The sequence below is a fragment of the Nocardia sputorum genome, from assembly GCF_027924405.1.
Taxonomy (GTDB): Bacteria; Actinomycetota; Actinomycetes; order Mycobacteriales; family Mycobacteriaceae; genus Nocardia; species Nocardia sputorum.
In genome coordinates this window covers 3675483-3702204 of the sequence record NZ_AP026978.1, presented here as the reverse complement: position 1 = coordinate 3702204, position 26722 = coordinate 3675483, and the positions used below count along the sequence as shown (strand labels likewise).

General features: G+C 70.2%; 20 protein-coding genes and 1 riboswitch. Of the genes, 5 read left to right on the top strand and 15 right to left on the bottom strand.

The features are described 5' to 3' along the window. Positions 1-31 precede the first annotated feature (31 nt). Together QMG86_RS16810 and QMG86_RS16805 are read left to right on the top strand one after the other, a co-directional pair. Positions 32-310 carry a hypothetical protein gene (locus QMG86_RS16810; protein ID WP_159846910.1) on the top strand — a complete coding sequence of 93 codons (279 nt, stop codon included), beginning with the start codon at positions 32-34 and terminating at the stop codon, positions 308-310. Beyond that, positions 303-626 (top strand): ribbon-helix-helix domain-containing protein, encoded by a 324-nt coding sequence (locus QMG86_RS16805; RefSeq protein WP_063022683.1) that lies wholly within the window; start codon positions 303-305, stop codon positions 624-626. The genes QMG86_RS16810 and QMG86_RS16805 overlap by 8 nt, the downstream gene beginning before the upstream one ends. A 7-nt stretch (positions 627-633) precedes the next feature. Here QMG86_RS16805 and QMG86_RS16800 read toward each other — a convergent pair whose 3' ends face one another. The 5 genes from QMG86_RS16800 to QMG86_RS16780 form a co-directional block, all read right to left on the bottom strand. Further along, complete coding sequence (locus tag QMG86_RS16800; protein WP_281880673.1) at positions 634-1464, bottom strand: alpha/beta hydrolase; 831 nt, start codon at positions 1462-1464, stop codon at positions 634-636. Between the two features lie 199 nt (positions 1465-1663). Then, entirely contained in the window at positions 1664-2161 is a 498-nt protein-coding gene (locus tag QMG86_RS16795; protein ID WP_281880671.1) for an SLOG cluster 4 domain-containing protein, read from the bottom strand. Between the two features lie 10 nt (positions 2162-2171). Next, entirely contained in the window at positions 2172-3005 is an 834-nt protein-coding gene (locus QMG86_RS16790; protein ID WP_281880669.1) for a DUF72 domain-containing protein, read from the bottom strand. 21 nt (positions 3006-3026) lie between these two features. Then, positions 3027-4391: a purine-cytosine permease family protein gene (locus tag QMG86_RS16785; protein ID WP_281880668.1), complete on the bottom strand. Its 1365-nt coding sequence runs from the start codon at positions 4389-4391 to the stop codon at positions 3027-3029. Beyond that, a riboswitch (TPP riboswitch) is annotated at positions 4385-4501 on the bottom strand. It overlaps the preceding gene by 7 nt. A gap of 236 nt (positions 4502-4737) precedes the next feature. After that, positions 4738-5133 (bottom strand): hypothetical protein, encoded by a 396-nt coding sequence (locus tag QMG86_RS16780; RefSeq protein WP_281880667.1) that lies wholly within the window; start codon positions 5131-5133, stop codon positions 4738-4740. Positions 5134-5472: 339 nt separating this feature from the next. On the opposite strand from QMG86_RS16780, the gene QMG86_RS16775 reads away from it, so the two are divergent. Further along, positions 5473-6723 (top strand): cytochrome P450, encoded by a 1251-nt coding sequence (locus QMG86_RS16775; RefSeq protein WP_281880666.1) that lies wholly within the window; start codon positions 5473-5475, stop codon positions 6721-6723. 18 nt (positions 6724-6741) lie between these two features. Here QMG86_RS16775 and QMG86_RS16770 read toward each other — a convergent pair whose 3' ends face one another. Further along, positions 6742-7944, bottom strand: coding sequence for a styrene monooxygenase/indole monooxygenase family protein (locus QMG86_RS16770; RefSeq protein WP_281880665.1), 1203 nt, complete (start codon positions 7942-7944; stop codon positions 6742-6744). Positions 7945-8068: 124 nt separating this feature from the next. Between QMG86_RS16770 and QMG86_RS16765 the strand changes: the two genes are divergently transcribed. Beyond that, positions 8069-10612 (top strand): helix-turn-helix transcriptional regulator, encoded by a 2544-nt coding sequence (locus QMG86_RS16765; RefSeq protein ID WP_281880664.1) that lies wholly within the window; start codon positions 8069-8071, stop codon positions 10610-10612. Positions 10613-10729: 117 nt separating this feature from the next. On the opposite strand, the gene QMG86_RS16760 is transcribed toward QMG86_RS16765, so the two are convergent. From QMG86_RS16760 to QMG86_RS16730, 7 genes are all read right to left on the bottom strand, one after another. Beyond that, a complete protein-coding gene (locus QMG86_RS16760) occupies positions 10730-11407 on the bottom strand; it encodes a class I SAM-dependent methyltransferase (protein ID WP_281880663.1) in 678 nt (225 codons plus the stop codon). Between the two features lie 9 nt (positions 11408-11416). Next, on the bottom strand, positions 11417-12193 hold the full coding sequence (locus tag QMG86_RS16755) for an ATP/GTP-binding protein (RefSeq protein WP_281880662.1): 777 nt from the start codon (positions 12191-12193) through the stop codon (positions 11417-11419). A 35-nt stretch (positions 12194-12228) separates the two neighbouring features. Continuing rightward, a complete protein-coding gene (locus QMG86_RS16750) occupies positions 12229-13191 on the bottom strand; it encodes an AvrD family protein (RefSeq protein ID WP_281880661.1) in 963 nt (320 codons plus the stop codon). Positions 13192-13202: 11 nt separating this feature from the next. After that, the gene (locus QMG86_RS16745; protein ID WP_281880660.1) at positions 13203-19481 is read right to left on the bottom strand and encodes a type I polyketide synthase; all 6279 of its coding nucleotides are present in this window, start codon (positions 19479-19481) and stop codon (positions 13203-13205) included. A 129-nt stretch (positions 19482-19610) separates the two neighbouring features. Then, a complete protein-coding gene (locus QMG86_RS16740; RefSeq protein WP_281880659.1) occupies positions 19611-20756 on the bottom strand; it encodes an LLM class flavin-dependent oxidoreductase in 1146 nt (381 codons plus the stop codon). 15 nt (positions 20757-20771) lie between these two features. Continuing rightward, positions 20772-22979 carry an MMPL family transporter gene (locus QMG86_RS16735; RefSeq protein WP_281880658.1) on the bottom strand — a complete coding sequence of 736 codons (2208 nt, stop codon included), beginning with the start codon at positions 22977-22979 and terminating at the stop codon, positions 20772-20774. Between the two features lie 51 nt (positions 22980-23030). Continuing rightward, positions 23031-23957 carry a ParB/RepB/Spo0J family partition protein gene (locus QMG86_RS16730; RefSeq protein ID WP_281880657.1) on the bottom strand — a complete coding sequence of 309 codons (927 nt, stop codon included), beginning with the start codon at positions 23955-23957 and terminating at the stop codon, positions 23031-23033. A gap of 158 nt (positions 23958-24115) precedes the next feature. On the opposite strand from QMG86_RS16730, the gene QMG86_RS16725 reads away from it, so the two are divergent. After that, positions 24116-24703, top strand: a complete 588-nt coding sequence (locus QMG86_RS16725) for a TetR/AcrR family transcriptional regulator (protein ID WP_281880656.1) — start codon at positions 24116-24118, stop codon at positions 24701-24703. A gap of 25 nt (positions 24704-24728) precedes the next feature. On the opposite strand, the gene QMG86_RS16720 is transcribed toward QMG86_RS16725, so the two are convergent. Both QMG86_RS16720 and QMG86_RS16715 read right to left on the bottom strand, forming a co-directional pair. Further along, a complete protein-coding gene (locus QMG86_RS16720) occupies positions 24729-25196 on the bottom strand; it encodes a CBS domain-containing protein (protein WP_281880655.1) in 468 nt (155 codons plus the stop codon). A gap of 119 nt (positions 25197-25315) precedes the next feature. After that, positions 25316-26563, bottom strand: a complete 1248-nt coding sequence (locus QMG86_RS16715; protein ID WP_281880654.1) for a cytochrome P450 family protein — start codon at positions 26561-26563, stop codon at positions 25316-25318. Between the last annotated feature and the right edge of the window lie 159 nt (positions 26564-26722).

Below are 26722 nucleotides of genomic sequence, written 5' to 3'. Positions count from 1 at the left end.
TCCACGCAATACACTTGTATTATCGCTGATCGTGGGTTATAACTGGCCTGAGTGGGCACTGTTGTCGCTGGCGGGGATCGACCCGCGGGAAGTGCTGCAGGTGCTCATGGGCGCCCGCCGATGGCCTCGGCAGGCGCGCGGCCGGAACGAGCTCGCGGTCCTGACGGTGTGGGGCCGGACCGAGGCGGGCCGGCCGCTCATCGTCGCTGTCCGCCGCGCCGAAGGCTGGCAGTGGGACATTCTGGGCGCGGTCGAGATGACCGAGGCCCAGGTGGCCGAACTCGAGCGTTGGGAGCACGCCGATGACTGACTATCCGACGAACCCGGAGGCCGTCCGGGACTTCCTGTCCGGTTTGGAGTACACCGACGCACCCGTCGCCCCGGCCGAGCTGCCCCCGCCGCTGCGGGCCGAGGACACGGTCACCGTCACCACGTCGCTGCGCATCCCGCTGGAGTTGCACCAGCGGGTCAAGAAGGCCGCCGAGCAGCGGGGCGTCACCATGTCGGCGCTCATTCGCGACTGGATCGAACTGGAGCTGGCCGCCTTGGAGAACGACCAGCCCATTTCGCGCGCCGATGCCCTGCGGGCGCTGGCCGCCCTGCATCCTTTGCGGCAGTCGGCTTAGCCTGCCGTCAGCTGTCGTCGCGGGTGAGTATGTCGTCGAGCCGGGCGACGAACTCGTCGGGTGCGCTGAGGTAGCCGACGTGGTCACCCGGGAACTCGACGAGGTCGAGGTCGAGTTCCTTCGCGAGCACGGTGTTCGGGAGGGCGGGGAAGGTGTCACGCGATTCGCGACCGATGCCGAGCACGAGCCGGTCCGACGACGCACGCAATGCCGTGAGGTCCGGCGCGTATCGCGGATACTGACGCAACTCGTGCTCCATCCAGAAGACCAGGTTCTGCTGGATCCTGCCCACCATGGCGACGGCTTCCGGCGGCAGCTGCTCGGCCGGCGGCGCCGCGACCCGCAGGCCGATGCCCGCGGCGAATTCCGCCATGGCCGCGGACGTGCCTTCGGTCTTGCTCCGTTCGTGGACGCCGTCCAGGAAGGCAAGCCACTTCTCACCCTCGGGCAACAGGGTGGCCAGCGGCGGTTCGTGCGCGACGAGCGTGCGCACGAGTTCGGGCCGGGTGCGAAGCAGTTCCAGGGCGACGATCGCGCCCGAACTGCTGCCCAGCACGTGGGCGGGCTGATCGGTGAGGTGCGTGAGCAGCGCCGCGGCGTCCAGTCCGTCGGTGACCACGCGATCGTGCGGTGGCTCGTCGAGGGGGCTGCGGGAGAAGCCGCGCCGGTCGTAGGAGACCACGGTGTAACGGTCGGCGAGACGTTCGGCGATGGCGTCGAAGGTTCCGGCGTCGCCGTTGCCGCCGGGAATCAGCAACAGCAGTGGACCGGCACCGCGCAACTCGTAGTAGAGGGTGGCGCCGGGGACGGCGAGGGTCTGCTGAGTGGGTACGTCCATCGGGAATGCTCCTGGGAGAAGGGACAATTGCCGCAGCGCCTCGCGGATGACCGGTAGCGCGGGAACGGGGGGAGGCGTCGACCCATCCGTCGATGGCCACGGACAGTGCCGCTGCGACGGCCCCCGCCATGATCCGGGGGAACATGTCCGTGTCGAGGTCGTGGCCGGTGCGCTCGGCGACCAGAGCCGACCGGCGACGTCAGATCGGCTCCGCCTCAGCGACCCCATCCAGCGCCCGCCGCACCGCGTCGGCCGGGTCGGCCGCGACGTCCGTCGCGGTCACCGATCGACCGTTCACGTCGCGAACTTCCCAGCCGCCCAAGGAGATCACCGGAATCCCGCCGCGCCGCCGCGCGAGCGCGACCTCCGACAGCGTGCCCCACGAGCCGCCGACGACGATCACCGCGTCCGCCGACTCGACGAGGATCGCGTTGCGCGCCTCACCCATATTCGTGAACAGCACCGCCGACAACCCGGGACACACCGCGCCGCGGTCGGTGTCCGGACGCACGCCGATCACGAGCCCACCGGCCTCGGCGGTCCCGGCGGCGACCGCGGCCATCACCCCGGAACCGCCGCCGCAGAGCACGGTCACTCCAGCTCGCGCCAAGAGTCCGCCGATCGCGCGCGCCCATTCCGCTTCCTGCCGCGTGCACTCCCTCGGCCCGCAGACCGCGACCTGCCGCACTGTCGCCACCTTTCTGTCCTCATTTCGCGGGCCGCGGTGTCACGACCGGCGCCAGGCGTTCCCGCAACGCCATCGCATCGCGCGGCGCCCGCACCTTCGCGTCGTTGTCGAAATAGGTGTAGACGTCGCAGGACCCGGCCCACGAGCGGATCTTCTCCGCCCACATGTCCAGGCCCTCGTCGGTGTATCCGCTGACGTAGAGCTCGTCGTGGCCGTGCAAACGGATATAGACGAAATCCGCGGTGACCTCTTCCAGCAGGGGATACTTGCCCGCGGCGTCGGCGACGACGAGTGCCACGCCGTGGCGGGCGAGCAGGTCGGTGAACGCCGGGGTCACGAAGCTGTCGTGCCGGATCTCCAGCGCATGCCGCATCGGCCGGTCGGCGTCGGTGCTCGTGTGCGCGGGGTCGACGCGGTGATCGTGCCGCCGCGCGATCTCGGCGGCCTGCTCGGTGCTGCGGGGCAGCCGGGACAAGAAGGCGTCCAGGACGTCGGCGTCGAAGCGGAAGGTCGGCGGCAGCTGCCAGAGAATCGGCCCGAGCTTGGGCCCGAGCGCCAGCGGGCCGGACGCCAAGAAGTTGGCCAGCAGGTCGTCACCGTCACGCAGCCGCTTCATGTGGGTGATGAAGCGGCTGCCTTTCACCGCGAACAGGAAATCGTCCGGCGTCTGCTCCGCCCACCGCTGGTAGCTGGACGGGCGCTGCAACGAATAGAAGGAGCCGTTGATCTCGACGCTGTCGAGTCGCTCCGACAGATAGGCCAGCTCGCGCTTGTGCGCCAAGCCCTGCGGGTAGAACGTCCCGCGCCAGGGCGGGTATACCCAACCCGATGTCCCGATCCTGATCCGGCCCATCCCTCCATGGTGGCAAATCCGCTACGCGGAGGGGGGCTTCGCCGCCACCTTCCCGATCAGCCACGCCACCGCCAGCGCCGCCGAGAACGACAGCAGCGACGCGCTCATCCACGCCTGCGGGGTGAAGTGCAGAGCCCGCCGCGCGTGCTCCCAGAACTCCGTCCACACCCCGGCGTCGCCCGGGTTGATCAGTTGATACACAGCGAATCCGGTCAGCCACGCAACCACCATTCCCCATCGCGCGGGCGCGTCGGGTGCGGTGTTCCACTCCCGGTGGGCACGCAGGAAGAAATCGGCGACCAGCACGCCGAGCAAGGGGACGAACACCGAACCGATCAGCCCGAGGAAGCCGAAGTAGTTCGCCATGTCCAACCGCAGCGCCAGAATCGTGATCAGGGCGCCGAGGCCGATCGAGAGCACCCGGCGGTCGACGCGCGGCGCGAGATTCTGGATCGACACGGCGGTGGAGTACACATTCGCGAACGATTGGTCCGCCTCCCGCAGCACGAAGACGAAGAAGAACAACGCCCCGAGGCTCACCTGCAAAAACGGTGCGTACGGTCCGCCGTCGCCTGCCGCGAGCGCCAGCGCGAACAGACCGAGGACGTAGGCGACGATCTGGGTGAGCGCGTAGGCGCCCGCCGCCGCGCCGAACGCCGAGCGGCCGGTGCGGGCATGCCGGGTGTAGTCTGCGGCGACCGGCACCCACGAGATGGAGACCGCCAAGGCGGCATCGGTGGCGATCCAGAAGAGGTTCCAGTCGACGCCGAAAGGCCCGTTTCCCTCAGGTCCCGGGTTCGTTCGCAGATCGGGCAGACCGGCGCGGAAGAACTGCGCATAGAACCAGACCAGCGCGAGCACTACGCCGGCGGTCACGAACCTGCGCAGCAACCGGACCGAACCGAGCGGCCAGATCGTGAGCACCGTCGTGAGCGCGCCCGCCACCACCACGTAGAGCCACTGCGGGCCGCCGCCGAACAGTTCCTCGGCCGCGTCGCCGATGACGATCAGCTCGAACGTTCCCCAACCGATCAACTGGGCGATGTTCAGCACGGTGGGCAGGTAACTGAGCTTCGCGCCGAACAACCCGCGCAGCAGGACCATCGCGGGTTGTCCGGTGCGCGCGCCGGTCAGCGCGGCGGCGCCCAGCATCAGTCCGCCCACCAGCGTGCCGAGGACGGTCGCCAGGATTCCGGCCGCGATCGAGATCTGCGCGGCGCCCTGGGCGTTCGGCGCGAGCACCGTGTACGCGCCGGAGAACGCGATGAGGCTGACGCCGAGATTGGCCCAGAACGCGCTCTGGTCCCAGAACGAGAGCACCTTCGGCGCCGGCTGGTCGAGGGTCAGCGGCGCTTCCTGCGGCGCGCTCGCGCGGGTCGACGACATGACGGAAACGCTCCCTACGCCGGCATTACCCGGACAGGTTCATGCGGTCGGCGACGCGTATAGTTTCGCCCTCTCAGCCCGGCCGTGCCCGAGCTCCCGCGGTGGTGTGATCCCGGCGAATAGTACACCCGCGCCAGTTTCCCGTGACAGGGACCGATCTGTTGCTCGGCACCGGAGATCTCGCGGTCGATCCGGCGCGCCGCCCCCGGACGCTTCGAGGACTGGACCGATGAACGGGTGCGCGCCACCGCCCTGGCCCACTATCAGGGCATCTACGACGCGCACCGACCTCGCCGAGCGCGGTTCCGGAACCTGTTCGACCACAGTCGTTCCGGCACTGCCCGGCTCAACCCATGAGGAACGAGGCGGCGAACCAGGCCAGCAGAACCAGCACCGCACCGACGAGCGCTCCCGGGAACAACGCGCGCCCCTGCCGGGCCGCCATACCCGAAAGCAGCACGCCCACAGCGAATCCGGCGATCCCGCCACCGACCATGATCCAGACGCCCGCGCTGGTGTCCACCCGGCACTCCGGCTTGGACGCGCAGATGCCGCCCGCCATCAGGAACCACGGCGCGAGAACGGTCGACATCGCGGCCAGCGTCGCGGGCAGGAACCACAACAGCGCGCTGACGAGGAGATCCGCGGTGCGGGGCGGCTCGACCGCGCGGGTTTCGGGCTCGCGCGTGGGATAGCCGGAGGGGGTCGTGCCTTGGGACACCTGATTCAGGTAACCGTGCATCGTGTCTCGCTATCGCTTGTCGGTGGAGGTCGACCGGGCCGATGGAAGTTATACACCAGGCGTCTGCACCTGGAAGTGCTTGTGCCTCCAGGGATGCGAGCGCGCCGTCGGCTCCGTCGTCGTGCATCGGACCTGCCCGCCCGGCCTGATGCCGATAGCGAATGCCCAGCATCACAGCGGGGTTCGGGAGCGCGCACGTCGCCGCATCACCGCAGGCGGGTCGCTACTACCGATGTCCGCACTCTACCTACACGACCATCCTGTGTGTCGATCCGGTGCGCGGTCGAGCCGACGCGGCGCAGCGCTCGCTGAATACGCTTCTACTGTGGGAGTCACGCGTTGACCACGCCCCGAAACCTCGACCAGACCACGAACCAGCCCGGCGCTCACCATGGTTCGCCCATCGAACACCGGGGCGAGCGCGTATCGCTGTACTCCCCGCAATTCGCCGCCGATCCGCATCGCGCCTACCGGGACATGCGCGCCCGCTACGGCTCGATGGCGCCGGTCGAACTGGCCCCGGGCGTGTCCGCGACGTTGGTGCTGGACTATCACACCGCCGTGCGCATCATGCACGACCCGGAGCACTTTCCCGCAGACCCGCGCACCTGGCAGGCGAACGTCCCCGCCGACTGCCCCGTGCTGCCGGTGCTGGAGTGGCGTCCCAACGCCATGCGCGCCACGGGCGAGGCGCATGCCCGCTACCGCCAGGCCAACACCGCGAGCATCAATGCCGTCGACCTGCACGCCCTGCACGAGACGGTGGAGCGGACCGCGGCGGAGCTGATCAACACCTTCTGTGCGGCAGGCAGCGCGGATCTGGTGTCGCAGTACGCCCTTCCACTGGCGTTCGAGGTGGTCAACGCCCTGCTGGGCTGCCCGCCGGAGATCGGCCGGGAGGTCGCCGCCGCGACCGCCGCCGTGTTCGACGGGGTGAACGCCGAGGAGGGCAACCGCATGCTCGGCGCCGCGCTGCTGCGTCTGATCGAACTGAAGCGCGCCGAGCCCGGCCGGGACATCACCACACGACTGCTGCGGCATCCGGCGGCCCTGGACGACGCCGAGGTGATCCACCAGCTCGTCGTGCTATACGGCGCGGGCATCGAACCGCTGCAGAACCTGATCGTCAACACCCTGCTGCTGATCCTCACCGACGACCGGTTCGGCGGCGACGTCCTCGGCGGAAGCCTGTCCACCCGCGACGCGCTGGACGAAGTGTTGTTCACCGACCCGCCGATGGCCAATTTCTCGGTCACCTATCCGCGCCAGCCGATTCTGATCGGCGACGTGTGGCTGCCCGCTCACCAACCGGTGGTCATCAGTTTCGCCGCCTGTAACAACGATCCGGCGATCAGCGGCGACAACCACAGCGGCAATCGGTCGCATCTGGCCTGGGGCGCCGGACCGCACGCCTGCCCGGCCCGCGACCCGGCCTACCTCATCGCGCAGGACGCGGTCGACCAGTTGCTGGACGCGCTGCCGGAACTGCGGCCCGCCGCGCCGGTGCACGAGTTGACATGGCGGCCAGGGCCTTTCCACCGCGCCCTGGCCGCGCTGCCGGTCGTATTCCCCGCGACTGCGCCCTGGTAGCCCTGAGCCGGGAACCGGTCAGGACGCCGCTTTCGCCGTGAGCCGGGCCAGGTTCGCCGGTCGCGCGAAGGTATCGGCGAAAGCGTCGGCCAGCGCCGGCTCGTGCTGGGCCGCCAGCATCATCTCCTGCATGGCGGGCGGCGGATCGAGCACCGTCGCCGTCCACCGCGCGGCCGGGTGGGCGACGGCCGTCAGCCACGGCGCGGCCGCCCACTCCATCCACGCGCGGTCATAGGTGCCGTCCGGGTCGTGCAGGATCGCCTCGCCGTAGCGGATCGCGCAGTGCACGGCGTTGTTGGCGCCCTGTGCGCCGCCCGGGTCCATCCGGCAGACGACGTCGCCTCCGCCCAGCACCGGCCTGCCCGACGGCAGCGCGCCGACCGGACGGCGCATGACCGGCGTCACCGCGCCCACCAGCGTCGCCCCGGCATCCGTCGGCTGGGCGCGCCGGTAGCGCTCGGCGAGTTCGGCGGGCAGGTGCGCCTCCAGCAGCCGCTCGGCCTGTGCCCAGCGCTGCGCGGGCGTGCTGTGCTGGTCGAACACGTCCAGCACACCGCCGGGCAGCGCCTCGAAAAGCAGGATCTCGCAACGGCGTTCCTGCCCCGGCCGTCCCGTCAGGCCGGGATAGGAGATCACTTCACCGTGTCCGGGGAGCGCGGTGTAGGAGCCGAGGCCCTCCGGGTCCGGCTCGACACCGTCCAGGTACAGCACGGCAAGCCGGCGCAGCGGCACGGCGGGCGTCGGCCACGCCGGGTCGGCCTCGAAGCAGCCGGCGAGGTCACGACCGGCGCGGGTCACGACGGTGAGGTCGTAGTCGGCGGCGCTCTGCTCGATTTCCGCGACGGAGGGCTCGGCGATGCGCAGGTCGCCGCCTTCGGCCAGGTACTCGCCGAGCCAGCGGGCGAACACCGTCCGCTGATCCACGCTCTGCGCGGGACGGGTGAACCGTCCGGCCCAGGTGACCACGGTCGTGCGGTCGACGGCCATGGTGAACCGGATGCCTTCGATATTCGGCGCGATCGAGCGCCAGTAACCCAGGCCCAGATCCGCTTCGAGGTCCTGCGTCGGCGAGAATTTGACCTGAGTGCTGGTCACGGTGCCGGCGAGGAGCGCCTCGGCGTCCCGGTCGGTCACCAGGGTGACCGGCCGCCCGCCGCGCAGCAGTCGATGGGCGAGGGGTAATCCGCATTCGCCCGCCCCGAGTACGAGTATCTGTCCCACCGTCGTGTCCTTCCGGCCGTGCCATCGACTACCGCGCCAGCGCAATGCTCCGCGTATAGGTGGGTGCCGCACATCGGTAGAGACTTGCGAATCTTCGCGGGCGACCCGACTACGCTGCCCTGTTGTGTCGGTAGGACGTGCGTCGAGTCCGGGATTCCCACCCGCGACCGCCAATGATTTCGTGGGGCGCGAGCGTGAGCTGGAGAAGATCGGGATGGCGCTGCTGGGCGGAACCCGCCTGGTCACCCTGATCGGCGCGGGCGGCATCGGCAAGACCCGGCTGGCGACCGAAGCCGTGCACCGGTTTCACAAGGCCCGGCGCGTTCCGGTGCACTGGGTGCGCCTGGCAGTGCTGTCGCGCGGCGCCGACGCGGCGGCGGTCGAGGAGCAGGTCGCGCGGTCGCTGATCGACGTCGATTTCTCCGGACGCTCGGCGTGGGAGGCGGTGCTGGACACGCTGCGCCGCCGCGACGCGGTCGGGCGCACCCTGCAGACGATCCTGGTGATGGACAACTGCGAACACGTCCTGGACGGCGCGGGGCGGGTGATCGCCGATCTGCTGGAAGCGGCGCCGGGTCTGACCGTGCTGGCCACCAGCCGGGAGGCGATCGGCTGGGTCGACGAGCAATTGGTGCCGGTGCCCGCGCTGTCGCGGGACCAGGCGCTGGCCCTGTTTCGCGCCCGCGCCGATCTGACCGGGCACACCGTCGCCGACGACGAGGCCGAGCTGGCGGTGGCGGTCTGCCGCCACGTGCACAACCATCCGCTCTACATCCGGCTGGCCGCCGCGCGGCTGCTGCGTCAGCCGCTGCCGATGATCCTGCGGGATCTCAGCGGTGAGGCGAGCGACCGGCGGTTGCGCTGGTCGCACGGTCCCCGGGTCGGCGCGGACGCGCGGCACCAGGGCATCCGCGACGTCATCGCCTGGTCCTATGACCTGTGCCGGGACAAGGAGCGGCTGCTGTTCGACCGGCTGTCGGTGTTCGCGGCAGGCTACGACGTCGATCACGAGAACGCGGACCCGGCGGCGGCGGACGTCGGCGCGGAGCTGGAGGCGATCGAAGCGGTCTGCGCCGACGACGAGCCGGGCGGTGTGGCCCGCGCCGAGATCGAGGGCCTGCTCGAGCGCCTGGCGGATCAATCGCTGGTCTCGGTGCACCTGACCGCGACCACGGTGCGGTATTCGCTGCTGGAGAGCGTCCGCCTGTTCGCCCAGCAGCGGCTGGCCGAACACGACGGCGAATGGGACCGGTTGGTGCGCAGGCACCGCCGCTACTACCGCGACAAGGTCGTCGCGGCCCGAGCCGAATGGTTCGGCCCCGGCGAACAGGATCTGCTGGATTGGGCGCGCGCGGCCTGGGACAACCTGCTGTGCGCCATGGCGGGCAGCCTCGCCACGCCGGAGGAGGCCGCCGTCGGGCTGGAGATCGCCGCCGGGCTGATCGCGTTGCGCAGCCCGTTTCTCACCGGCTCGCTGCGCGAACCGCGCCGTTGGGCCGAGCGCACGCTGGCCGTCAGCCGCGCCCTCGATCCGCAGCCGGTGTCGCTGCAGGTCACGGCGATGTCGCTGATCGCATGGATCAGCCTGTGCCAGGGCCTGCACCACGACGCGGATCGCATGCTCGACGAGTGCGTCGCGCTGTGCGTGCCCGACCCCGCCGCCCGGACGGGCTGGCGGGAGCACGACCGCGATCTCGATCTGCCCGCCCCGGTCGAATTCGCCAGAGGCGCCGAGCTGATGCTGGTGCGCCGCGATGTGCGCGCGCTGGCGGTGCTGGCCCGCGCGCGCGAGAAGTTCTCCGCCGCAGGGGATCGTGGCGGGGCCGCGATGAGCGAACTCTTCGAAGCGCTGACCGCCGCGTTGCTCGGCGAATCCGCGCAGGCCTTGGAGATCTCCCGGCGGCATCTGGAGCACGCCGAGCGCTCCGGCGCGCGATGGGCGGCATCCTGGGTCGGACTGGCTCGGGCGATGGCGCTGACCAAACACGGCGACCCGCGGCAAGCGCTCGCCGTGGCGCAGGCGGCGCTGACCACCCAGCTGGAGATCCGCGATCAATGGGGCGTGGTCTGGGCCGTTCATGTTCGCGCGTGGGCGGTAGCGCGCATGATCCGCGACACCGACGGCGAACGTTCCGGCGGGGTGACGGAGCAGGCGCGCGAAGTCGCGCGCCTGCTCGGTGGCGGCGCGACGCTGCGGGAGCGCATCGGTGTCGACATCGCCAATCTCGGCCCGTTCGCCGTCGAGACCGACATCGCCGCCGCCACCGCCCGCGCGGTCCTGGGCGAAACCGTCTTCGCGGAGGCGGAGCGGGAGGGCGCGCTGCTGCGTCCCGAACTCGGCGAGGTGGCGCAGCTGGCGCTGGGCAACCTGTCGCTGGACCGGCTGCCCGTCGAGCATCCGGTCCGGCGCCACCGGCCCTCGCACTGGGAGGACTTGTCGGCGGCCGAACAGGACGTGGCCGTGCTGGCGGCGGCGGGCTGGACCAACACCGCCATCGCCGCCCGGCGGGGCAGCTCCTACAAGACCGTCGACGCCCAGATGGCCTCGATCCTGCAGAAACTGATGATCGGCTCGCGCGAGGACATCCGCGCCCTCGTGCCCGCCGACCGGCAGGACCAGGTGCTGGAGGAGGCCGCGCGCAAACCGCTGCGCCCGCGGCGCTCGTGAGCGCCCACCCCGCCGGTGCTCATCCGTTCGTCCTGGCTGCCGAGCCGGGCCGGGCGGCGTCTCGGCCGTGCCACCGCCCGGCCGGCTACCGGCCGGATTCGCCGAGGCGGCCGGTGCTCACTCGTCTCGTTTGCGCGCGGTGATCTGAATCCCCGGCTCGCCGGGGATGCGGCGCACCGTCGCGTCGGTGACCGGGAGATCGGCCACCAGGTCGCGGCCGTCCTCCAGATCGAGGCCGTAGCCGGCGATGTAGGTGCGGAAGAACGGCAGGCAGGCCCGCGCCATCGGCTGCGGCAGCTTCCAGCGGTCGACGAAGGCGCGCGCGTCCTCGAAGGTGCAGCCGCGATCGGCTTCGATCACCAGCAACAGGCCGCCGGGCCGCAAGACGCGGAGCATCTCCGCGAGCCCCTTGCGCTGGTTCGGCCAGTGCTTGATCGAACCCGAGCTGATCACCGCGTCGTAGGCGCCGTCCGGGAACGGCAGGTCCATCGCGGATCCTTCCCGGAACTGGATGCGGCTGCCCAGCGCCGCGCCGCGCTTGCGCGCCCTGCGCACCTGTTGCGGGGAGAGGTCGATACCGGTCAGCCGAAGCGCGGTCCCCGTGGTGGCCAGGCCGACCGCGAGTTGCCCGCCGCCGCAACCGACGTCGAGCACCTGCGCACCGTCGTCGAGCTGGGCGACGATGTCGTCGAACAGGGTCGGGGTCATCTCCCGCACCGCCTCGGAGATGAAGTTGTCGTAGAACCACGAGTCGATCGGGTTGTAGCGCTTGGTCTTGTCCAGCAGGACGGTCATGGCGTGCTCCTAAACGCGAGTGGCGAATTTGATCTTGCGGCCGAGAGTGGGCGGTTGTTGCTGGGCGACGATGGTTTCCTGGACGCGCTCACGGCTGCTGCGCACGATCTCCATCGCCTCCTTCACCGCGACATCGATGTCCATGACGGTGGGGATGTCGAGCATCGAGACGATGGATTCCAGGCGCTGTTCCGGGGTGCCGCGCACCGTCACCACGGGCTGCCCGAGTTCGCTGATCGCGTGCAGCAGCTGCCGATCGGAGATGGCGCGATAGCGCTCGTCGACCGGCCGGTGGCCGTCGGGGTCCATCGGCACCTCCACCGGAAGATGGAAGAAGATGTCGTAGTTCTGCCGGGCCCGCTGCCGGGCCATGTCGCCGTAGGCGTTGAGATAGCGGCGGTAGAACGGCCGGCCGGGCAGCGTGAGGGTGTTCTTGACGGCTTTGTGCCAGCGGGCGGAGCCGGGGTTGGGGCCGGTGATGAGCCGCGTGGTGCCGTAGACCCACTCGTTGAGCACCGAGCCGTCGGCGATGAATCCGCCTTGGGCATCGAGGATCGCCTCGGCCTGGATGCGCAACTCCAGCCTGCGGAAGCCGAGCGCCATCAGTTCGGTGGTGCTCAGATCCTGGAACCGCATGCCAGGATAGAGCTCGGTGACCACCTCGCGAGCGGACGAGGCGTCCACCCGGGGAATGCCGGTGAGCAGGGACAGCGCCGTGGAGGTCGTTGTCTTCCCGGTCGAATAGGTGCCGGAGATGACGATGCGTCGATAGTTGTTTCCCGACATGGAAGTGCCTTTCTCGGTGTTCGGGGATGCGCGGGTCAGGCCGGCAGACGGTGCGCGAGGTCGTAGCGGATCTCGCAACCCGCGAAGTCCGAGGCCCAGCTGGAGATGCGCCAGTCGCCGCCGCCGAAGGCGAGGACCATCGAGCGGGCCATGCGCGTGGTCGCGGTGCCGGAGGTGGACGGCGGCGGGGGAGCGGACGCGCGCGCGGTCATCCGGCGCATCCACAAGGTCTCGCTGTCCTTGCGGGCGATGTTGTCCAGCTCGTACAGCACGACCTGGGACAGCTGCGCCAGGATCACCGTCGCGTCGACCAGCGTGACGGAAGGCTGGTAGGCGTCGGCGACACCATGCCAGGGGCCCGCCGGATCCGCCTCCACGAGAGCGAAATCGGCTTGTGCGCGGCTGCCGCCGTCGGAGACGACGACGTTGCGCAGATACTGCCCGCGGGCGTACACCCCGCCGTGGAAATATCCCCGCCCGGTCTCGTGCACCGTGCGGCTCGCCGTCTGCGGCGGGCGCGGTGGCGCCGGGAGCGCCACGGTGGCTTCCAGGCTCATGCCGCCGCCCAGCGCGCCGGTGATGCTGATCGTGTTGCCCTCCACCGCGACGACCGTCGCGCTGATCGCGAATTCCGCCAGCGACTCCGTCGCGATGGTTCCGCTGCTGAACTGGACGAAAGGCACCCAGCACGACCGGATCTCGCTGTCGGTGAGCCCGAAGCACTCGCGCAGGATCACCTCGAGCAGCCGGTAGCCGAAGATCGAGCAGTCGATGCTGCTGACATGGGGGACCAGCACCCGGGTGCTCTTGCGCGACCAGTCGAGCGGATAGTGCACCCCCGCCGTCGCGGTCAGCCGCGGACGGTCCTCCGCGTCGCGGTCGACGGTGATGTCGAAGATGCGGTGGGTGATCCGCTTGTACCCCTCGCCGAAGAACCGCCCGTCCCGGTGGCCCAGCACGGTGTCGATGTCGGCGTAGGCGATCAACTCGGTGGACATGTCGCTTCCTTTCATGCCGCGGCCTGCGCGTCGGCGGGCTCGGCGAACTGGGTGACCACCTTGGCGCCGATGCCGCGCAGCGACAGGCCCCTGCTGAGTTCGAGCGCGGAGATCTTGACGTCGAGCTCCTTCTCGGTGCGGGCCCCGAATTCCATCGCCATGAGCGAGTCCATGCCGAGGTCGGTGACCGGCTCGTCGATGTTGATGGCGTCGGTGTCCACGCCGAGCACCACCGCGAGCTGGTCGGCGAGGCGCTGGGCGACGAAGTCGGCGCGCTGTTCGGTGGGCAGTGCGAGGATCTCCGCGCGCAGCGTGCCGCCGGCCTCACCGGTCACCCCGATATCGGCGAGCAACTGGCGGAAGCGCCGGGTGTCGGTGGACGGCCGTGCCACCCGCGACCACACCGTCCAGTCGATGTCGGCCACCGCGACCTGGGCGCTGTCGAGGGTCAGGCATTCGCGCAGCAGGGCGGTGGCGCGGTCCATGTCGATGGGCAGGAACCCGATCGACTTGACGTAGTCCACCAGCGCCTCGGTCTTGTCGGCCATGCCGCCGCCGCTCATGAAGCCCCAGTTCACCGCCAGTGCCGCGGCGCCGCGTGCCCGCCGCTGGGCCGCGAGCGCGTCCAGCGCGGCGTTGGCGGCGGCATAGCCGACCTGCGGGGTGATGCAGCCCAGCGCGCTGATCGAGGAGTACAGCACGAACATGTCCAGCTCGATGCCCGCGGCCTCGACCGCCCGGTCCAGATGCTGCGCTCCGCGGACTTTCGCGAACAACTCGTCGAGCGACTCCCGGGTGATCTGCGGGACGGGCAGGTTGTTCACCACCCCTGCGGCGTGGAAGATGCCCCGCAGCGGCCCCACGGACCGGATGCGGTCCACCAGCGCGACGGTCGCGGCGTAGTCGGCGACGTCCACCCGCTCCTCGATCACCGTCACCCCCGCCGCGGTGAACGCCGCGACCTGCTCGCGGGCCTGCGGTGTGGCGGCTCCGCTGCGGCCGACGAGCACCAGTTTCCGGGCGCCCTCGGCGACCAGCCAGCGGGCGGTGGCCGAGCCGAACCCGCCGAAACCGCCGGTCACCAGGTAGCAGCCGTCCGGGTCGATGCGCGGATGGGCGATCGCGGGGCGCACCATCGGGCGTTCCTCGCGCAGGTCGAGCACCACTCGGCCGATCTGGTCGGATCGGGCGACCGACTCGAATGCCGCGGCCAGCTCCGACACCGGATAGGCCGTGTACGGCAGGTACTGGTACCGTCCCGCGCGCAGTGCCGCGTGGCTGGCCCGCATCGGCGCGCGGAGCAGTTCCGGGTCGTGGGCCAGCGCACGGTCCATGTCGACGGAGAAGAACGTCAGGTTGCGGTCGAAGGGCTCCAGATCGATGACCCCGCCGGTGTAGATGTCGGCCTTGCCGATGTCGACCACGCGGCCGAATTCCGCGGCCACCCGGAAGTTCTGGCGCAGGATCTCGCCGGGCGCCGAACTGTAGACGACGTCGACGCCGCGTCCGCCGGTCAGCTCGGCGATCTCGTCGACGAAGTCGGCCGAGCGCGAGTTCAGCACGTGCTGCGCGCCGAGCCCGCGCACCTGCGCCCGCCGCTCGGGCGTGCCCGCGGTCGCGATCACCGTGGCGCCGATGTCCAGCGCGACCTGCACCGCGGCCATGCCCATGCCGCCCGCCGCGCCGTGCACGAGCACGGTCTCGCCGGGCCGCAGGCGAGCCAGCGTGCGCAGGCCGAATTCGGCGGTGAGGAACGGCAAGCCGGACCCGCAGGTCAGCGGATCGTAGTCCGCTCCGGGCAGCAGGTCGTGCGGCATGGTGGCCCCCGCGTCAACGGGCATCGTCACGTACTTGCGGAGGATGTCGCGAGCGCACACCATCATCCGGTCGCCGACCGCGACGCCGGTGACGCCGGGCCCGACGCGCTCCACCACACCGGAGCCCTCCATGCCGACCGTCGTGCCGAAATAGGTGCCCGCGAGCTCCTTTTCGGTGAGCACGCCGATGACCTTCATCGCGTCCTTGTAGTTGAGCCCGGCCGTCTCCATCCGGACCTCGATCTCGCCGGGACCGGGTGCGATGCGCTCGGTTTCGCGCAAGGCCAGGTCGGACATCAGCCGCGACTTGGGGATCTCCACCGTGAACGAGGCTTCCGGGTCCGGCAGCGGGGTGGCCCGGTTGCGCTGCTCGAGGTGCGTGCCGAAATTGCGGTCCAGCCGCACCGCCCAATGGTCGGCTCCGCGCACGCCGATCTCGTCGAGCACGTCGTCGGCGAGAACGAGGTCGGCGAGCGTCGTGGCCCGCGGGTCCGCGTCGACCAGCCGCCAGCCCGCGGCGGGCTGCTCGTTCAGCAGGGCGCGCCGCGCACCCACCAGTGCGCCGTGTGACACCTGGGCGGTGCTGTCGGCGGGCGTGCACAGCGCGTTCTCGGTGACCACGACGCCGTGCACGTGGACGTGCGGCGCGTCGGCGAGCAGATGCTCGATCGCGTTCGCCACGCGCGCGAGCCAGTAGACGTTGCGCGCGGCGTCGAACGCCGCGCCGAACACGCTGACCACGCGGATGCGTTCGGCGATCGGCTCGCCGTCGGGGGAGCGCAACGCCAGCCGCAGGCGCTCGTCGTTGTCGTCGGCGTCGGGGTCGCCGAGCACGACGGTGCGGTCGGCGCGGTCGCCCAGCAGCGCGGTCGCCCGGTCGGCCGCGTCGGCGCCGACGCACACGGCGACCACGATCTCCGCCTCGGCCGGACGCGCGCCGGACGGCGCCTCGACGAGCTCCCAGATGGGCTGGTAGAACACGCGTTCCAGCTGATGGATGGCATCGACAGTCGCGCTGACCGGGCGGAATTCGACGCCCAGCAGTCGCATGGCCACCTCGCCGTCCTCCCCGACGACGGCGATGTCGGCGCGCAGCGGGTCCATCCCGCGCCGGGTCACCACGACCCGCGGGCGTTCGGGCAGCGGGCCCAGCCGCCGCACCCGGGCGATGGCGGCGGGCACGATCGCCACGCCGGTGTCGGTATCCGCGGCCAGCGCGGCGACGCATTGCAGCGCGGCGTCGACCAGGGCCGGATGGGCCAGGTGCCGGACCGGCGAGGCTTCCTCGACCGGTGCGAGCGAGGCGACCACCGCGTCCGCGCCGACGACGGCCGACACGATGCGCTGGAAGGCAGGCCCGTAGTCCAGGCCGCGAGCCGCCAAGCCGCGATAGAGATCCGGTCCCGCGACGGTGGCGGCGTGCTCCGGGGCCTCGACCTCCACGACGGCGGCGGCGAAGTCGGCTTCGATGAGCCTGCCGTGGGCGTTGAGCGTCCAGGTGGCGGCGGTGGCCGAGCGCGAGCGGATCTGGAAGCGCTTGGTCGACTCCTCGACGCTCACCCGCAGCACCGGGACGTCGTGCTCGTCGATCACCAGGGGCGCGACGAACTCCACCGACTCCAGGCCGACGCTCGTGCGCCCGGTGCGCTCGACGGCGGCGCTGAGCGCGGCGTCGAGATAGGCCGCCCCGGGCAGCACCACATGCCCGTCCACGACGTGGTCGCGCAGCCACGGCAACCGCGAGACCGACAGCTGCACCTCCCATTCCGGGTTCGCCGCGGCGGTGCGGTCGCCCAGCAGCGCGTAGCCGTCCGGCGTGCCGAGGCGATCGAGCAAAGTGACCGGTTCGTCGTGCCAGACCCGTTTGCGCTGCCACGGGTACGCGGGCAGGTCCAGGTGCTCGACGACCGAGTCCGGCCGGCCCGGCACGGTCGAACCGTCCAGCGAGCCGGCGACATACAGATCCGCGACGGCGCGCAGCACGTTGTTGCGGTCGCGCAGATCGCGCGAGAGCGTGGTGACCGCGGCGCCGATCACGCCGCGATGGATCAGCATCTCGCGGATGTTGCCGCTGAGCACCGGGTGCGGGCCCACCTCGAGGAAGACCCGGTGGCCCGCGTCGACCAGCGCGCCGATGGCGTCGGCGAACCGGACCGGTTCCCGGACGTTGCGGCACCAGTAGTCCGCGTCCCATTCCGCGCCCGCGATCTCGGCGGCGGTCACCGTGGAGTACGTGGTGAGTTTCGCGTCCCGCGGCGCGAGCTGGCTCAGCGCCGCGCGCAGATCGTCGAGGATCGGGTCCATCAAATGGCTGTGGTAGGGCACCTCGACCCGGAGGCTGCGCGCGAATGTGCCGGTGGCCGACAAGGTGTCGCGCAGCAACTCGAGGTCCCCGCTGTCGCCGGCGAGGGTGACCGCGCCGGGGCTGTTGACCGCGGCGATCGAGATGCTGTCGGTGCGGGCGAGCAGCTCCCGCGCTTCGTTCTCGGACATGCCGAGGGCCAGCATCCCGCCGGTGCCCGCGGTGGTCGCCTGCAGCCGGGCGCGGTGGTAGCTGACGGTGAGCGCGTCCCGCAGCGACAGCGCGCCGGACACGTACGCGGCGGTGACTTCGCCGACACTGTGCCCGAGCACCACCGCCGGATACACGCCGTACTCGGCCAATTCGGCGGTCAGCGCGGCCTGCAGCACGAAGTTGGCCGGCTGGGCGTAGGCGGTGCGCATGATCCGCGAGCCGGCCTCGTCGGCGAGCATCTCGTCCAGGATCGACCAGCCCGCGATGGAGACGAACTCGCGGTCGATCTCTCTGGCGACCTTCGCGAACGTGCTGTCGGTGGTGAGCAGTTCGCGGCCCATGCCCCACCACTGCGGGCCCATACCGCTGAAGACGAAGACCGGCTCGACCTCGCCGTCGCCGATCACCCGGGACGGAACCCGGCCCTCGCCCGCGGCGAAGGCGCGCAACTGGCCGCGCAGATCGTCGGCGTCGTCGTAGGCGAAGCCGACCCGCAGGGGGTGATGGGCGCGCCGAGTCCACGCGGCCGCGGTGACCGCGTCGGCGGGATGGCGGTCGAGCGCGTGCGCGAGTTCGTCGGCGAGCGCCCGGACCGCGGTCTCGTGGCGGCCGGAGATCGGCAGCACCTTCGGCACCGGGCGCTCGTCCTCGGCCCGGGCGGCCCTCGGTGGTGCTTCGACCAGGATGACGTGGGCGTTGGTGCCGCCGTACCCGAAGCCGTTGACCGCGACCACGCCTTTGCCCGGCGCCGCGGCCAGCGGTTCGGGCTGGAGCGGAACCCGTAGTCGAAGCTCGTCGAACTTGATCTCGGGATTCGGTGTGCGGAGCTCGAATTGGGGCGCGACCGTGCGGTGATGCAGTGTGAGCGCCGCTTTGATCAGGCTCGCGACTCCGGCCGCGGCCTCGGTGTGCCCGAAGTTGTTCTTCACCGAGCCGACCGGCACCGGTTCGCCGCGGCCGTCCACCGCGCCGTACACCGCGCCCAGCGCGGACAGTTCGATCGGGTCGCCGACCGCGGTGCCGGTGCCGTGCGCCTCGAGATAGCTCACCTCGTGCGCCGCCACGCCCGCGTCGTCGCGCACCTGGCGGGCCAGCTGTTCCTGCGCGACGGGATTCGGCACCGGGATGGCCATGGTGCGGCCGTCCTGGTTGACGCCCGTCGCGCGGATGACGGCGTAGACGCGGTCGTTGTCGCGCTGCGCCAGATCCAGCGGCTTGAGCAGCACCGCGCCCGCGCCCTCGGCGCGGCCGTACCCGTCGGCGGCGGCGTCGAAGGTCTTGCAGCGGCCGTCGACCGACAGGAACCGGCCCTTGCACATCGAGATGAACGTCTCCGGCTGCAGCATCGCGTTCGCCCCGCCGGCCAGCGCGATCTCGCATTCGCCGTTGGCGATCGCCTGCACCGCGAGATGCGTGGCCACCAGCGACGACGAGCACGCGGTGTCGACGGTCAGGCTGGGGCCGTGCAGGTCGAGCAGATAGGAGATCCGGTTGGACAGCAAGGTGTGCGAGGCGCTCATCGCGGTGTGGCTGGTGATCGCCGAGCGGACCAGCGGCCCGCTGCGCCCGAGCACGTTGTCGAGGATGAAGCCGCCGACGTAGACGCCGACGCGGTGACCGGAGACCCGGCCCGCCATGCCTGCGTCGTCGAGCGCCTCCCAGGTCACCTCCAGCAGCAGCCGCTGCTGCGGGTCGAGGATGGCGGCCTCCTTCTGGGCGATGCCGAAGAAATCGGCGTCGAAATCCCACAGCGGCTGGGTGAGAAATCCGCCGCGCCGGGTGTACATACGCCCCGGCGCATCCGGATCCGGGTCGTAGTACTTTTCGACGCTCCATCGGTCCGGCGGTATATCGACGATCCCGTCGCCTTTGCCGAGCAGGAAATTCCAGTAACTGTCCGGGTCGAATACGCCGCCTGGAAAACGGCAGCCGATACCCACTATTGCAATGTCGACCATTGTTTCTCCTGGCCTGAAATGCGGGACCTTGCTGAGCCCCCCGACCGCAGCAGCAAAAATATCTGACGAGCTTCTTCGCTCGAATGGTCATGTTATTGCGCATGCCACTCGGGCGTCAATTGCGTTGCACTACAGTTTCTTCAATTTGCGTAATGTCGCCACCAGGGGCGCGTTCGAAATCATCCCGTGCGTGATGTTCGGATGAATTGCGCTGAGATTCATGAGCACGGCGTAGCGCAGACCGTGGTCGCGCCAGTCCGCCACCTGCTCGACGATCTCCTCCGGCGTCCCGGTGAGGCAGAATTCGCGCACCAGCGACGGCGGGACCTTCTCGACGTAGTCCAGCACCGTGCGCTCGTCCAACGTCTGCGGCAGGTAGTCCTGCAGGCCGGTGAAATCCTCGCCCAGGGGATGGGTCGCGCCGTGCCTGGTCCACATCTCACCCGGGGCGCACAGGGTCAGCGCCCGCGCGCCGACGCTCTCGACCAAGGCGTCCACCTCCGCGGGGCGGGTCGCGGTGAGCACGCTGAACACGGCGGCGGGCGCGACCGACAACGGGTCGCGGCCCGCGTCGGAGGCCGCCGCGCGGACCAGCTCCAGGCGATGCCGGTACTCGTGCGGGCGCTGCGCGAAGCCGGGGAACCATACGTCGGCGTAACGCCCGGCGGCCCGCAGCATCCGCGGGCCCCCTGCGGCGACCCAGATCTCCGGGCGGGTGCCGCGGTACGGCGGCACGTCGAAGACCGCGTCACGCAACGGGAAGTGCGGCGAGTCCCTGTTCACCAGGCTGCCGTGGGAGTCCCACAGCGCCCGGATGGTGGCCAGCGCCTCTTCGAACCGCCCGACCGGAGCGGTCCAGTCCACGCCGTAGGGCTCGTTGTTGTCCCGGATGCCGGTGCCGATGCCCAGAATCGCCCTGCCCCGGCTCAAGTGATGCAGGGTGGCCGCGGCCTGCGCGGTCACCGCGGGATTGCGCCGGCCGGCGTCGGTGACGCCGACCCCGAGCCGCAGGCGCGCCAAGCGGTTCTGCGCGGCGAGGTAGCCCAGCGCCGTCCACGGTTCGTAGATGCCGTCGGCGTGCGGCGCGAGCCGGGTGATGCCGACGTGCCGCGGTTTCCAGATCGAGGCGGGCAGGATCGAGGGCAGATGGTCGGTCACCCAGAGCGAGTCCGCCCCGCCCGCCATCGCCACCGAGCGGCTGCCGCGAAATTGCAGATCGGGCGAGAACCGGGTGTAGACACCGGAATCCATCACACCTGTGCGGAATTTCGCCATGTTCGTCCTATCGCACTACTTGGGTACTGGTTCGAGAACGGCGCTGGTCTCGGGGATTTCGATACGGTCGTGCAGGCGGGCGAGCCGGCGCGGCGCCCACCAGTTGGCCGCGCCGAGCATGCGCATCAAGGCGGGCGCGAGCACGCCGCGGATCAACGTGGCGTCGCTCAGCACCGCCAGGGTCAGGCCGAGACCGAACAGCTGGATGAACGACACGTGCGAGGTCACCATCCCCGCGAAAGCGATCGCCATCAGGCAGGCGGCCGCGGTGAAGATGCGCGCGGTGCGGGCGACGCCGGTCGCCACCGCACGCGTGTTGTCGCCGGAGGCCAGCCACTCTTCCCGGATCCGGGACAGCAGGAACACCTCGTAGTCCATCGAGACGCCGAAGGCGATGCAGAACATCAGAATCGGCATGGTCGGCACGAGATATCCGGTCGGGGTGAAACCGAGCAGATCCGACAGATGCCCCTGCTGGAAGACCCAGACCATGGCGCCGAAGGTCGCCGCCAGCGAAAGCGTGTTGAGCAGAAGCGCTTTGATCGGCAGCAGCACACTGCCGGTGAAGAAGAACAGCACCACCACCGTCGAGAGCGCGATCACGAAGATCGCCAGGGGAACCTTCGCCGCGAGCGCGTCGAGCGCGTCGACGCTTTCGGCCGCCGCGCCACCGAGCAGCGCCCGGCCCGGAGCGGGGACCGCGCGCACCTGGTGGAGCTGCTCGATCGCGGCGGGGGAGTACGGGTCGAGCCGGGTGCCCACGCGCAGATACGTGCCCGCGTCGCCGCGCATACCGGGCGGCGCCGAGGCCACTTTCAGCCCGCCGGTGTAGACGCCCGCCGCGGACAGCACCGACGTGACGTCCTGCACGCGCGACAAACGCTCGGCGTAGGCGGCGATCTCGGCGTCGCCGCCCCGGAATGCGGGCACGGCCACGAGCACTCCGGCCATGGCGTTCTCCCGGAAGCCGGTGCGCAACGCGTCGCCGACCTCGTGGCTGGACGCCCCGGCGATGACCCGGTCGTCGGCGGCGCCGAACCGGACGGACAGGAACGGCGACCCCAGCACCAGCAGCAGCGCGACGACCGCCACCGCGGACACCACCGGGCGGCGCATCACCAGCAGCACCGCGCGATACCAGCGGGTTTCGGTGACTTCCACCGGAGCGGGACGCGACCGGCGGCGCAGCAATGCTCGCACGTCGAGTGCGTCGACGCGGGGCCCGAGCAGTGCCAGCGCGGCGGGCACCAGCAGCAGCGTGGTGAACACGGCCGCCCCGAGCACGGCCAGCCCCGCGTAGGCCAGCGACCGGAGGAAATACAGCGGGAAGACCAGCAACGTCGACAGCGACAGCGCGATCACCACCCCGGAGAACAGGACGGTACGACCCGCCGTCCGCGCCGTGCGCGCGACCGCGGAACCGGTGTCGTGTCCGGCGGCGAGTTCCTCGCGGAACCGGCTGACCATGAACAGGCTGGAGTCGATCGCGACCGCGAAACCGAGGGCGCTCATCATGTTCAGCGCGAAGATCGATACGTCGCCGACCTCGGTGAGCAGCCGCAGGATCGGCAGGGTCGCGAAGATGTTGAACACGCCCACCGCCAGCGGGATCAGCGCCGCGGTCAGGCTGCCGAAGACCAGGATCAACGCCAGACCCGTCAGCGGTATCGCGATCGCCTCGGTGATCAGCAGGTCGGTGACGATCTGATGGCTCATCTCGTCGAAGGCCACCGCCTGGCCGCCCGCCCGCACGGTGACGCCGTCGAAATCGCCGCTCACCTGATCGGCGATGGCGCCGGCCCGTGTGGGCGCGTCGGTGTCGTCACCGGTGACGTGGGCCAGGACCAGGCCCTCGCGGCCGTCGTTGCCGCGCAGGCCCTGCCGCAGATCCGGTGGAAGTTCCCAGTAGGACTGGACCGCGTCGACCTCGCTGCGGCCACGCAGGTCCCCGGCCAGACGTTCGCCGACCGTGCGCGCCGCCGGGCCGTCGAGTCCTTCCGGAGCGGTGACCAGCAGCACGAGATTCGGTGCGGCGCCGGGGAACTCGCGGCTGAGGAACGTCGCGACCTCGGCGGATTCGGTGTCGGACGGGAGGTAGCCGCCGGATTTCAGGTGGGCGGGCGCCGACCAGCCCAGCCCGACGCAGACGATCCCGATGAGCAGCGCGCCATAGAGGATGGATCGCGGTCGCCCGACTGCCAGGCGTGCGAGACCAGCAAGCATGATGAATGACCTCTTCTCGGATTCCGGCCGTGCGTCGCGGCTGTGGCGGCGCTATTCGGTGGCGCCGGAATCGATGTAGCTGGCCAGCGCCCGCCATTCCTTGGCGTTGCGGCTGGCGAGTTCGGCGACGGCCGGGATGCAATGCGGAGGGACGGTGGCCACCAACGCGGTCCACACCTCGCGCTGCATCGAGTGGGTGTGCAACCAGCGCAGCAGGTCGCGGCCTTGCTGACTGTGCCGCATGGCCGGGTCGCGAGTGAGCTGCTGCAGCAGCAGCGCGCTGCCCTCGGGCTGGTCGGCGGCGTTGTCGTGCTCGGGGGACCCCGTCTCGCGCAGACGTTTCCGGATCGCGTGCGCCGTGCTGATGGACACCTCCGCCGCGGCGGCCAGCGCGCGCAACGGCATGTCCGGCGAGGTGGCCAGCAGCTCGGCGACGCGGCGTCTGCGCTGGGCGCGGTCCAACGGCCTGCGCCTGCCGTCGGCGCCGACGCGGATGTTCGACTGCGGAATTTCCGCAGTCGAACGTTGTCGAATCGTGGCCACCGTGCGCGCCGACAACCCCGTGGTGGACGCGATGGCGCGGTCGGACAATTCCGGCAGAGTCTCGATGATCCGCTCGGCCGCCGCTTTCCGATCCGCGAGCGTCAACGGCAGCCCGTGCGTCGTATTCAGTTCGACGCCACGGAGGAAAGCCTCGGCCTGTGTTCCGTCGAAGAACACGACCTCGATGTGCTCGCGTCCGAGCCATTGCGCGGCGCGCAACCGATGCATTCCGTCGATGACGCGCATCGTGCTGCGGTGCACCAGAATCGGCGGCAATTCGGTGTCGCTCTCGGCCAGCCGCGCGATATGCCGGCGATCCTCTCCGTTCGACCGCGGCGAGTCCGCGGGCAGCAGGTCGTCGATCGATACGCGATAACGCGCGTTCGACGTCAGTGGCACCACATCGCCGCTCGCCAATTTAAACTCAGCGGACATTTCGAACCCCCAGGGTCGCCCTGAATCAGATCGGTCCTCGATGACCCGATGGACCATCCCGAACCCGGTTAGGCTTCGACCGACCGATCGGTCACAGCGTAGGTGCGGCCGGTGCCCGACACTAGCCTTTTCAGAAAGAGTGGGGAGAATTCGGAAACATGACAGTCATTGCCGACCCCGGTCGCACGGCACTGCTCATCGCGGGCACCGTGGTAGCGGAACGCGAAGGGCTGCACCGTCTTTCGATCAACGCGGTGGTCGAGGAGGCCGGGATGGCCAAGGGCACCTTCTACCACCACTTCGTCAACCGCCGCAGCTACGTCATCGCGCTGCACCGCCGCTTCTTCGACGCGCTGTCACAGTCGGTGGCCGCGGCGCTGGCCGGGATACCGCCGGGCATCGAACGGATCGCACCCAGCCTGGACGCGTTCCTGGATGCCTGCCTCGATGCCCGTGGCACCGAGGCGTTCATGGTCCAGGCGCGCACCGATCCGGATCTGCGCGAGGAGATCCGCCGCCGTCACGAGCTGTTCATCGCGGTGGGGCGGCCGGACATGGTCGCCGCCGGGTGGCCCGACCCGGACGCCGCCTCGCGGATGAAGGTCGCCATGGTCGGTGAGATCTGCTTGGCCGAGCTGACGTCCCGGCGTGCGCGTCCGGATCTGCGCACGGCGGCCGTGCGGATGCTGACCGCCAACCGCACCGGGCCGCTCGGGCCGGAGCCGTGCGAGGACAACGAGCCCTAGGCTCTGCTGTGCCCGCAGCAGCGGATCAGCGGGTAGCCTCGCTGCCCGATGCGTTCCCGGTCGCCGGCAGGTTGGCGGCGCAGACCGCCTCGACGAACTCACCGACGGTGGCTCCGGTCAGATGGCGGGCCAGATCGGCCTCGGTGATGATGCCGACCAGCACGCCGTGGTCGGTGACCGGGAGCCGGCGGACCCGGTGCTGCTCCATGAGCACCAGCGCGTCGTTCATCTCGGTGTCGATCTCGACGGTGTGCAGTCGATCGGCGCCCTGCGCCAATTCTCCGGCGGTGGTGGTCTTCGGATTCGCGCCGACGCCGACGACCTTCACAACGATGTCGCGATCGGTGACGATGCCGACGGGACGGCCTTCGCCGTCGCAGATCGGCAGCGCGCCGATATCGAGCAGCCGCATCCGCTGGGCGGCTGCCTCCATGGTGTCTCGCACACTGATGTGTTGCACGTCGGCCCGCATGATCGTCCGCGCGGTGGTCATGATGTGTCTCCTTCCACTCCGGCGGCGTGCTCGCTACGTCGATCATCATTCGACGGCGACGGGGGCACCGACAGAGCAGAAGGTCATCAGGCTGGTCGGACCGGTTGCGGGGCGGACCGTCAGATGTTCAGCGGAGCGGTCGGCGGGAAGGTGACCGGCAGTTCGGTCAGGGCCCTGTGGAAGGGCCCAGGTCGCCAGCTGGGTGTCCCGTTGGGCAGGTTCGGTCGGATCTCCGGCAGCGCGTCGAGAAGCTGGTCGATGGCCTCTTGCGCGATCAGGTAGGCCAGGGACCGCGCCGGGCAGGCATGCGGGCCGAGGCCCCACGCCAGGTGGGAGCGGTTGCCGGTCAGGTCGCCTGCGCGGATCGCGGGATCGTTGTTGCAGGCGGCCATGCTGATGACGACGGGCTGGTGTGCGGGCAGCCAGACGCCGTCGATGAGGATCGGATGGCGGGGGTAGGTGATCAGCAGGTTCGCCAGCGGCGGGTCGTCGAACAAGACCGCATCGATGGCGTCGCGGGACGACAGGTTGCCGCCGAGAATGCTGTCGCCGTAGCGCTCGTCGGTGAGGATCAGCAGCAGGGTGTTGACGATCAGGTTCAGCTGGAATTCGATCCCGGTGCCGTAGACCTGTGACACGTGGTGCGAGGCCTCTACGTCGTTCAGCCGGGCGGGATGCTGCAGCAGGACCGAGGTGATGTCGCGGTCGGGTTCGGCGCGTTTGAGCGTCACGAGGCTCATCAGAGCCTCCCCGAGCATCTGGTTGCCCTTCTCGGCGTCGACACCCTCGAGGAGGGCAGCCGTGCCGGCGGCCACTTGCCCGCCGATCTCCGGGGGGCAGCCGAGCAGATAGTTCACCACCTCGAACACCAGCGGGAACACGTACTGGCGGATCAGGTCGGCGGACCCGTCCTGGCAGAAGGAGTTGATCAGCGGGATGGCGACGCCCTCCACGACGGCGTGCAGGGCATACAGGTCGACCTCATCGATGGCCGCGGTGATCGCGCCGCGGTAGCGAGTGAAGTCGGTCCCGGTGCTGCGACTGGCCATGGGCCGCCACTCCAGCAGGGGCAGGATGGGGCAGTCGGCGGGAATGTTCTGCTGCCAGGCGCGTGGATCGGCGGGGAAGTGCTCGGGGTCGTTGAGGATCCGCACCGCGGTGCTGTAGCCGATCACCAGCGTGGCCGGTACGCCCGGCGCCAACTCCACCGGCGCCAATGACCCGTAGCGACTGCGCATTTCGCGATAGACATGGTGGGGATCAGCCGCGAACTCGGCCGAGTACAGGGGCACCCGTGGGTCGTCGGAATCGACGGGCGAGCCGTGGACGACCGGGCACGACTGCGCCGGAGCCTGAGATCCCAGCATACTCAAGAGCAAACTCCAAACTGGTTCGTATGCACTAGCTGACTGCTGAAGCACCGCTCCCTGCCCGGACACTGCACCGGAGCGAGTTTCCGGGTCTGCGCCGGAACCGGTAGATGGTATAGCGCGCACGGATCCGATCCATCACCGCGCGAGGGAATA

What these genes read in the sequence shown, in the direction of transcription:
- QMG86_RS16780 (WP_281880667.1), bottom strand. Translation starts at nt 5,133, where the DNA reads ATGCACGGTTACCTGAATCAGGTGTCCCAAGGCACGACCCCCTCCGGC.
- QMG86_RS16735 (WP_281880658.1), bottom strand. Translation starts at nt 22,979, where the DNA reads ATGCTTGCTGGTCTCGCACGCCTGGCAGTCGGGCGACCGCGATCCATC.
- QMG86_RS16790 (WP_281880669.1), bottom strand. Translation starts at nt 3,005, where the DNA reads ATGGGCCGGATCAGGATCGGGACATCGGGTTGGGTATACCCGCCCTGG.
- QMG86_RS16805 (WP_063022683.1), top strand. Translation starts at nt 303, where the DNA reads ATGACTGACTATCCGACGAACCCGGAGGCCGTCCGGGACTTCCTGTCC.
- QMG86_RS16750 (WP_281880661.1), bottom strand. Translation starts at nt 13,191, where the DNA reads ATGTCCACCGAGTTGATCGCCTACGCCGACATCGACACCGTGCTGGGC.
- QMG86_RS16720 (WP_281880655.1), bottom strand. Translation starts at nt 25,196, where the DNA reads ATGACCACCGCGCGGACGATCATGCGGGCCGACGTGCAACACATCAGT.
- QMG86_RS16760 (WP_281880663.1), bottom strand. Translation starts at nt 11,407, where the DNA reads ATGACCGTCCTGCTGGACAAGACCAAGCGCTACAACCCGATCGACTCG.
- QMG86_RS16755 (WP_281880662.1), bottom strand. Translation starts at nt 12,193, where the DNA reads ATGTCGGGAAACAACTATCGACGCATCGTCATCTCCGGCACCTATTCG.
- QMG86_RS16745 (WP_281880660.1), bottom strand. Translation starts at nt 19,481, where the DNA reads ATGGTCGACATTGCAATAGTGGGTATCGGCTGCCGTTTTCCAGGCGGC.
- QMG86_RS16730 (WP_281880657.1), bottom strand. Translation starts at nt 23,957, where the DNA reads ATGTCCGCTGAGTTTAAATTGGCGAGCGGCGATGTGGTGCCACTGACG.
- QMG86_RS16740 (WP_281880659.1), bottom strand. Translation starts at nt 20,756, where the DNA reads ATGGCGAAATTCCGCACAGGTGTGATGGATTCCGGTGTCTACACCCGG.
- QMG86_RS16785 (WP_281880668.1), bottom strand. Translation starts at nt 4,391, where the DNA reads ATGTCGTCGACCCGCGCGAGCGCGCCGCAGGAAGCGCCGCTGACCCTC.
- QMG86_RS16725 (WP_281880656.1), top strand. Translation starts at nt 24,116, where the DNA reads ATGACAGTCATTGCCGACCCCGGTCGCACGGCACTGCTCATCGCGGGC.
- QMG86_RS16800 (WP_281880673.1), bottom strand. Translation starts at nt 1,464, where the DNA reads ATGGACGTACCCACTCAGCAGACCCTCGCCGTCCCCGGCGCCACCCTC.
- QMG86_RS16715 (WP_281880654.1), bottom strand. Translation starts at nt 26,563, where the DNA reads ATGCTGGGATCTCAGGCTCCGGCGCAGTCGTGCCCGGTCGTCCACGGC.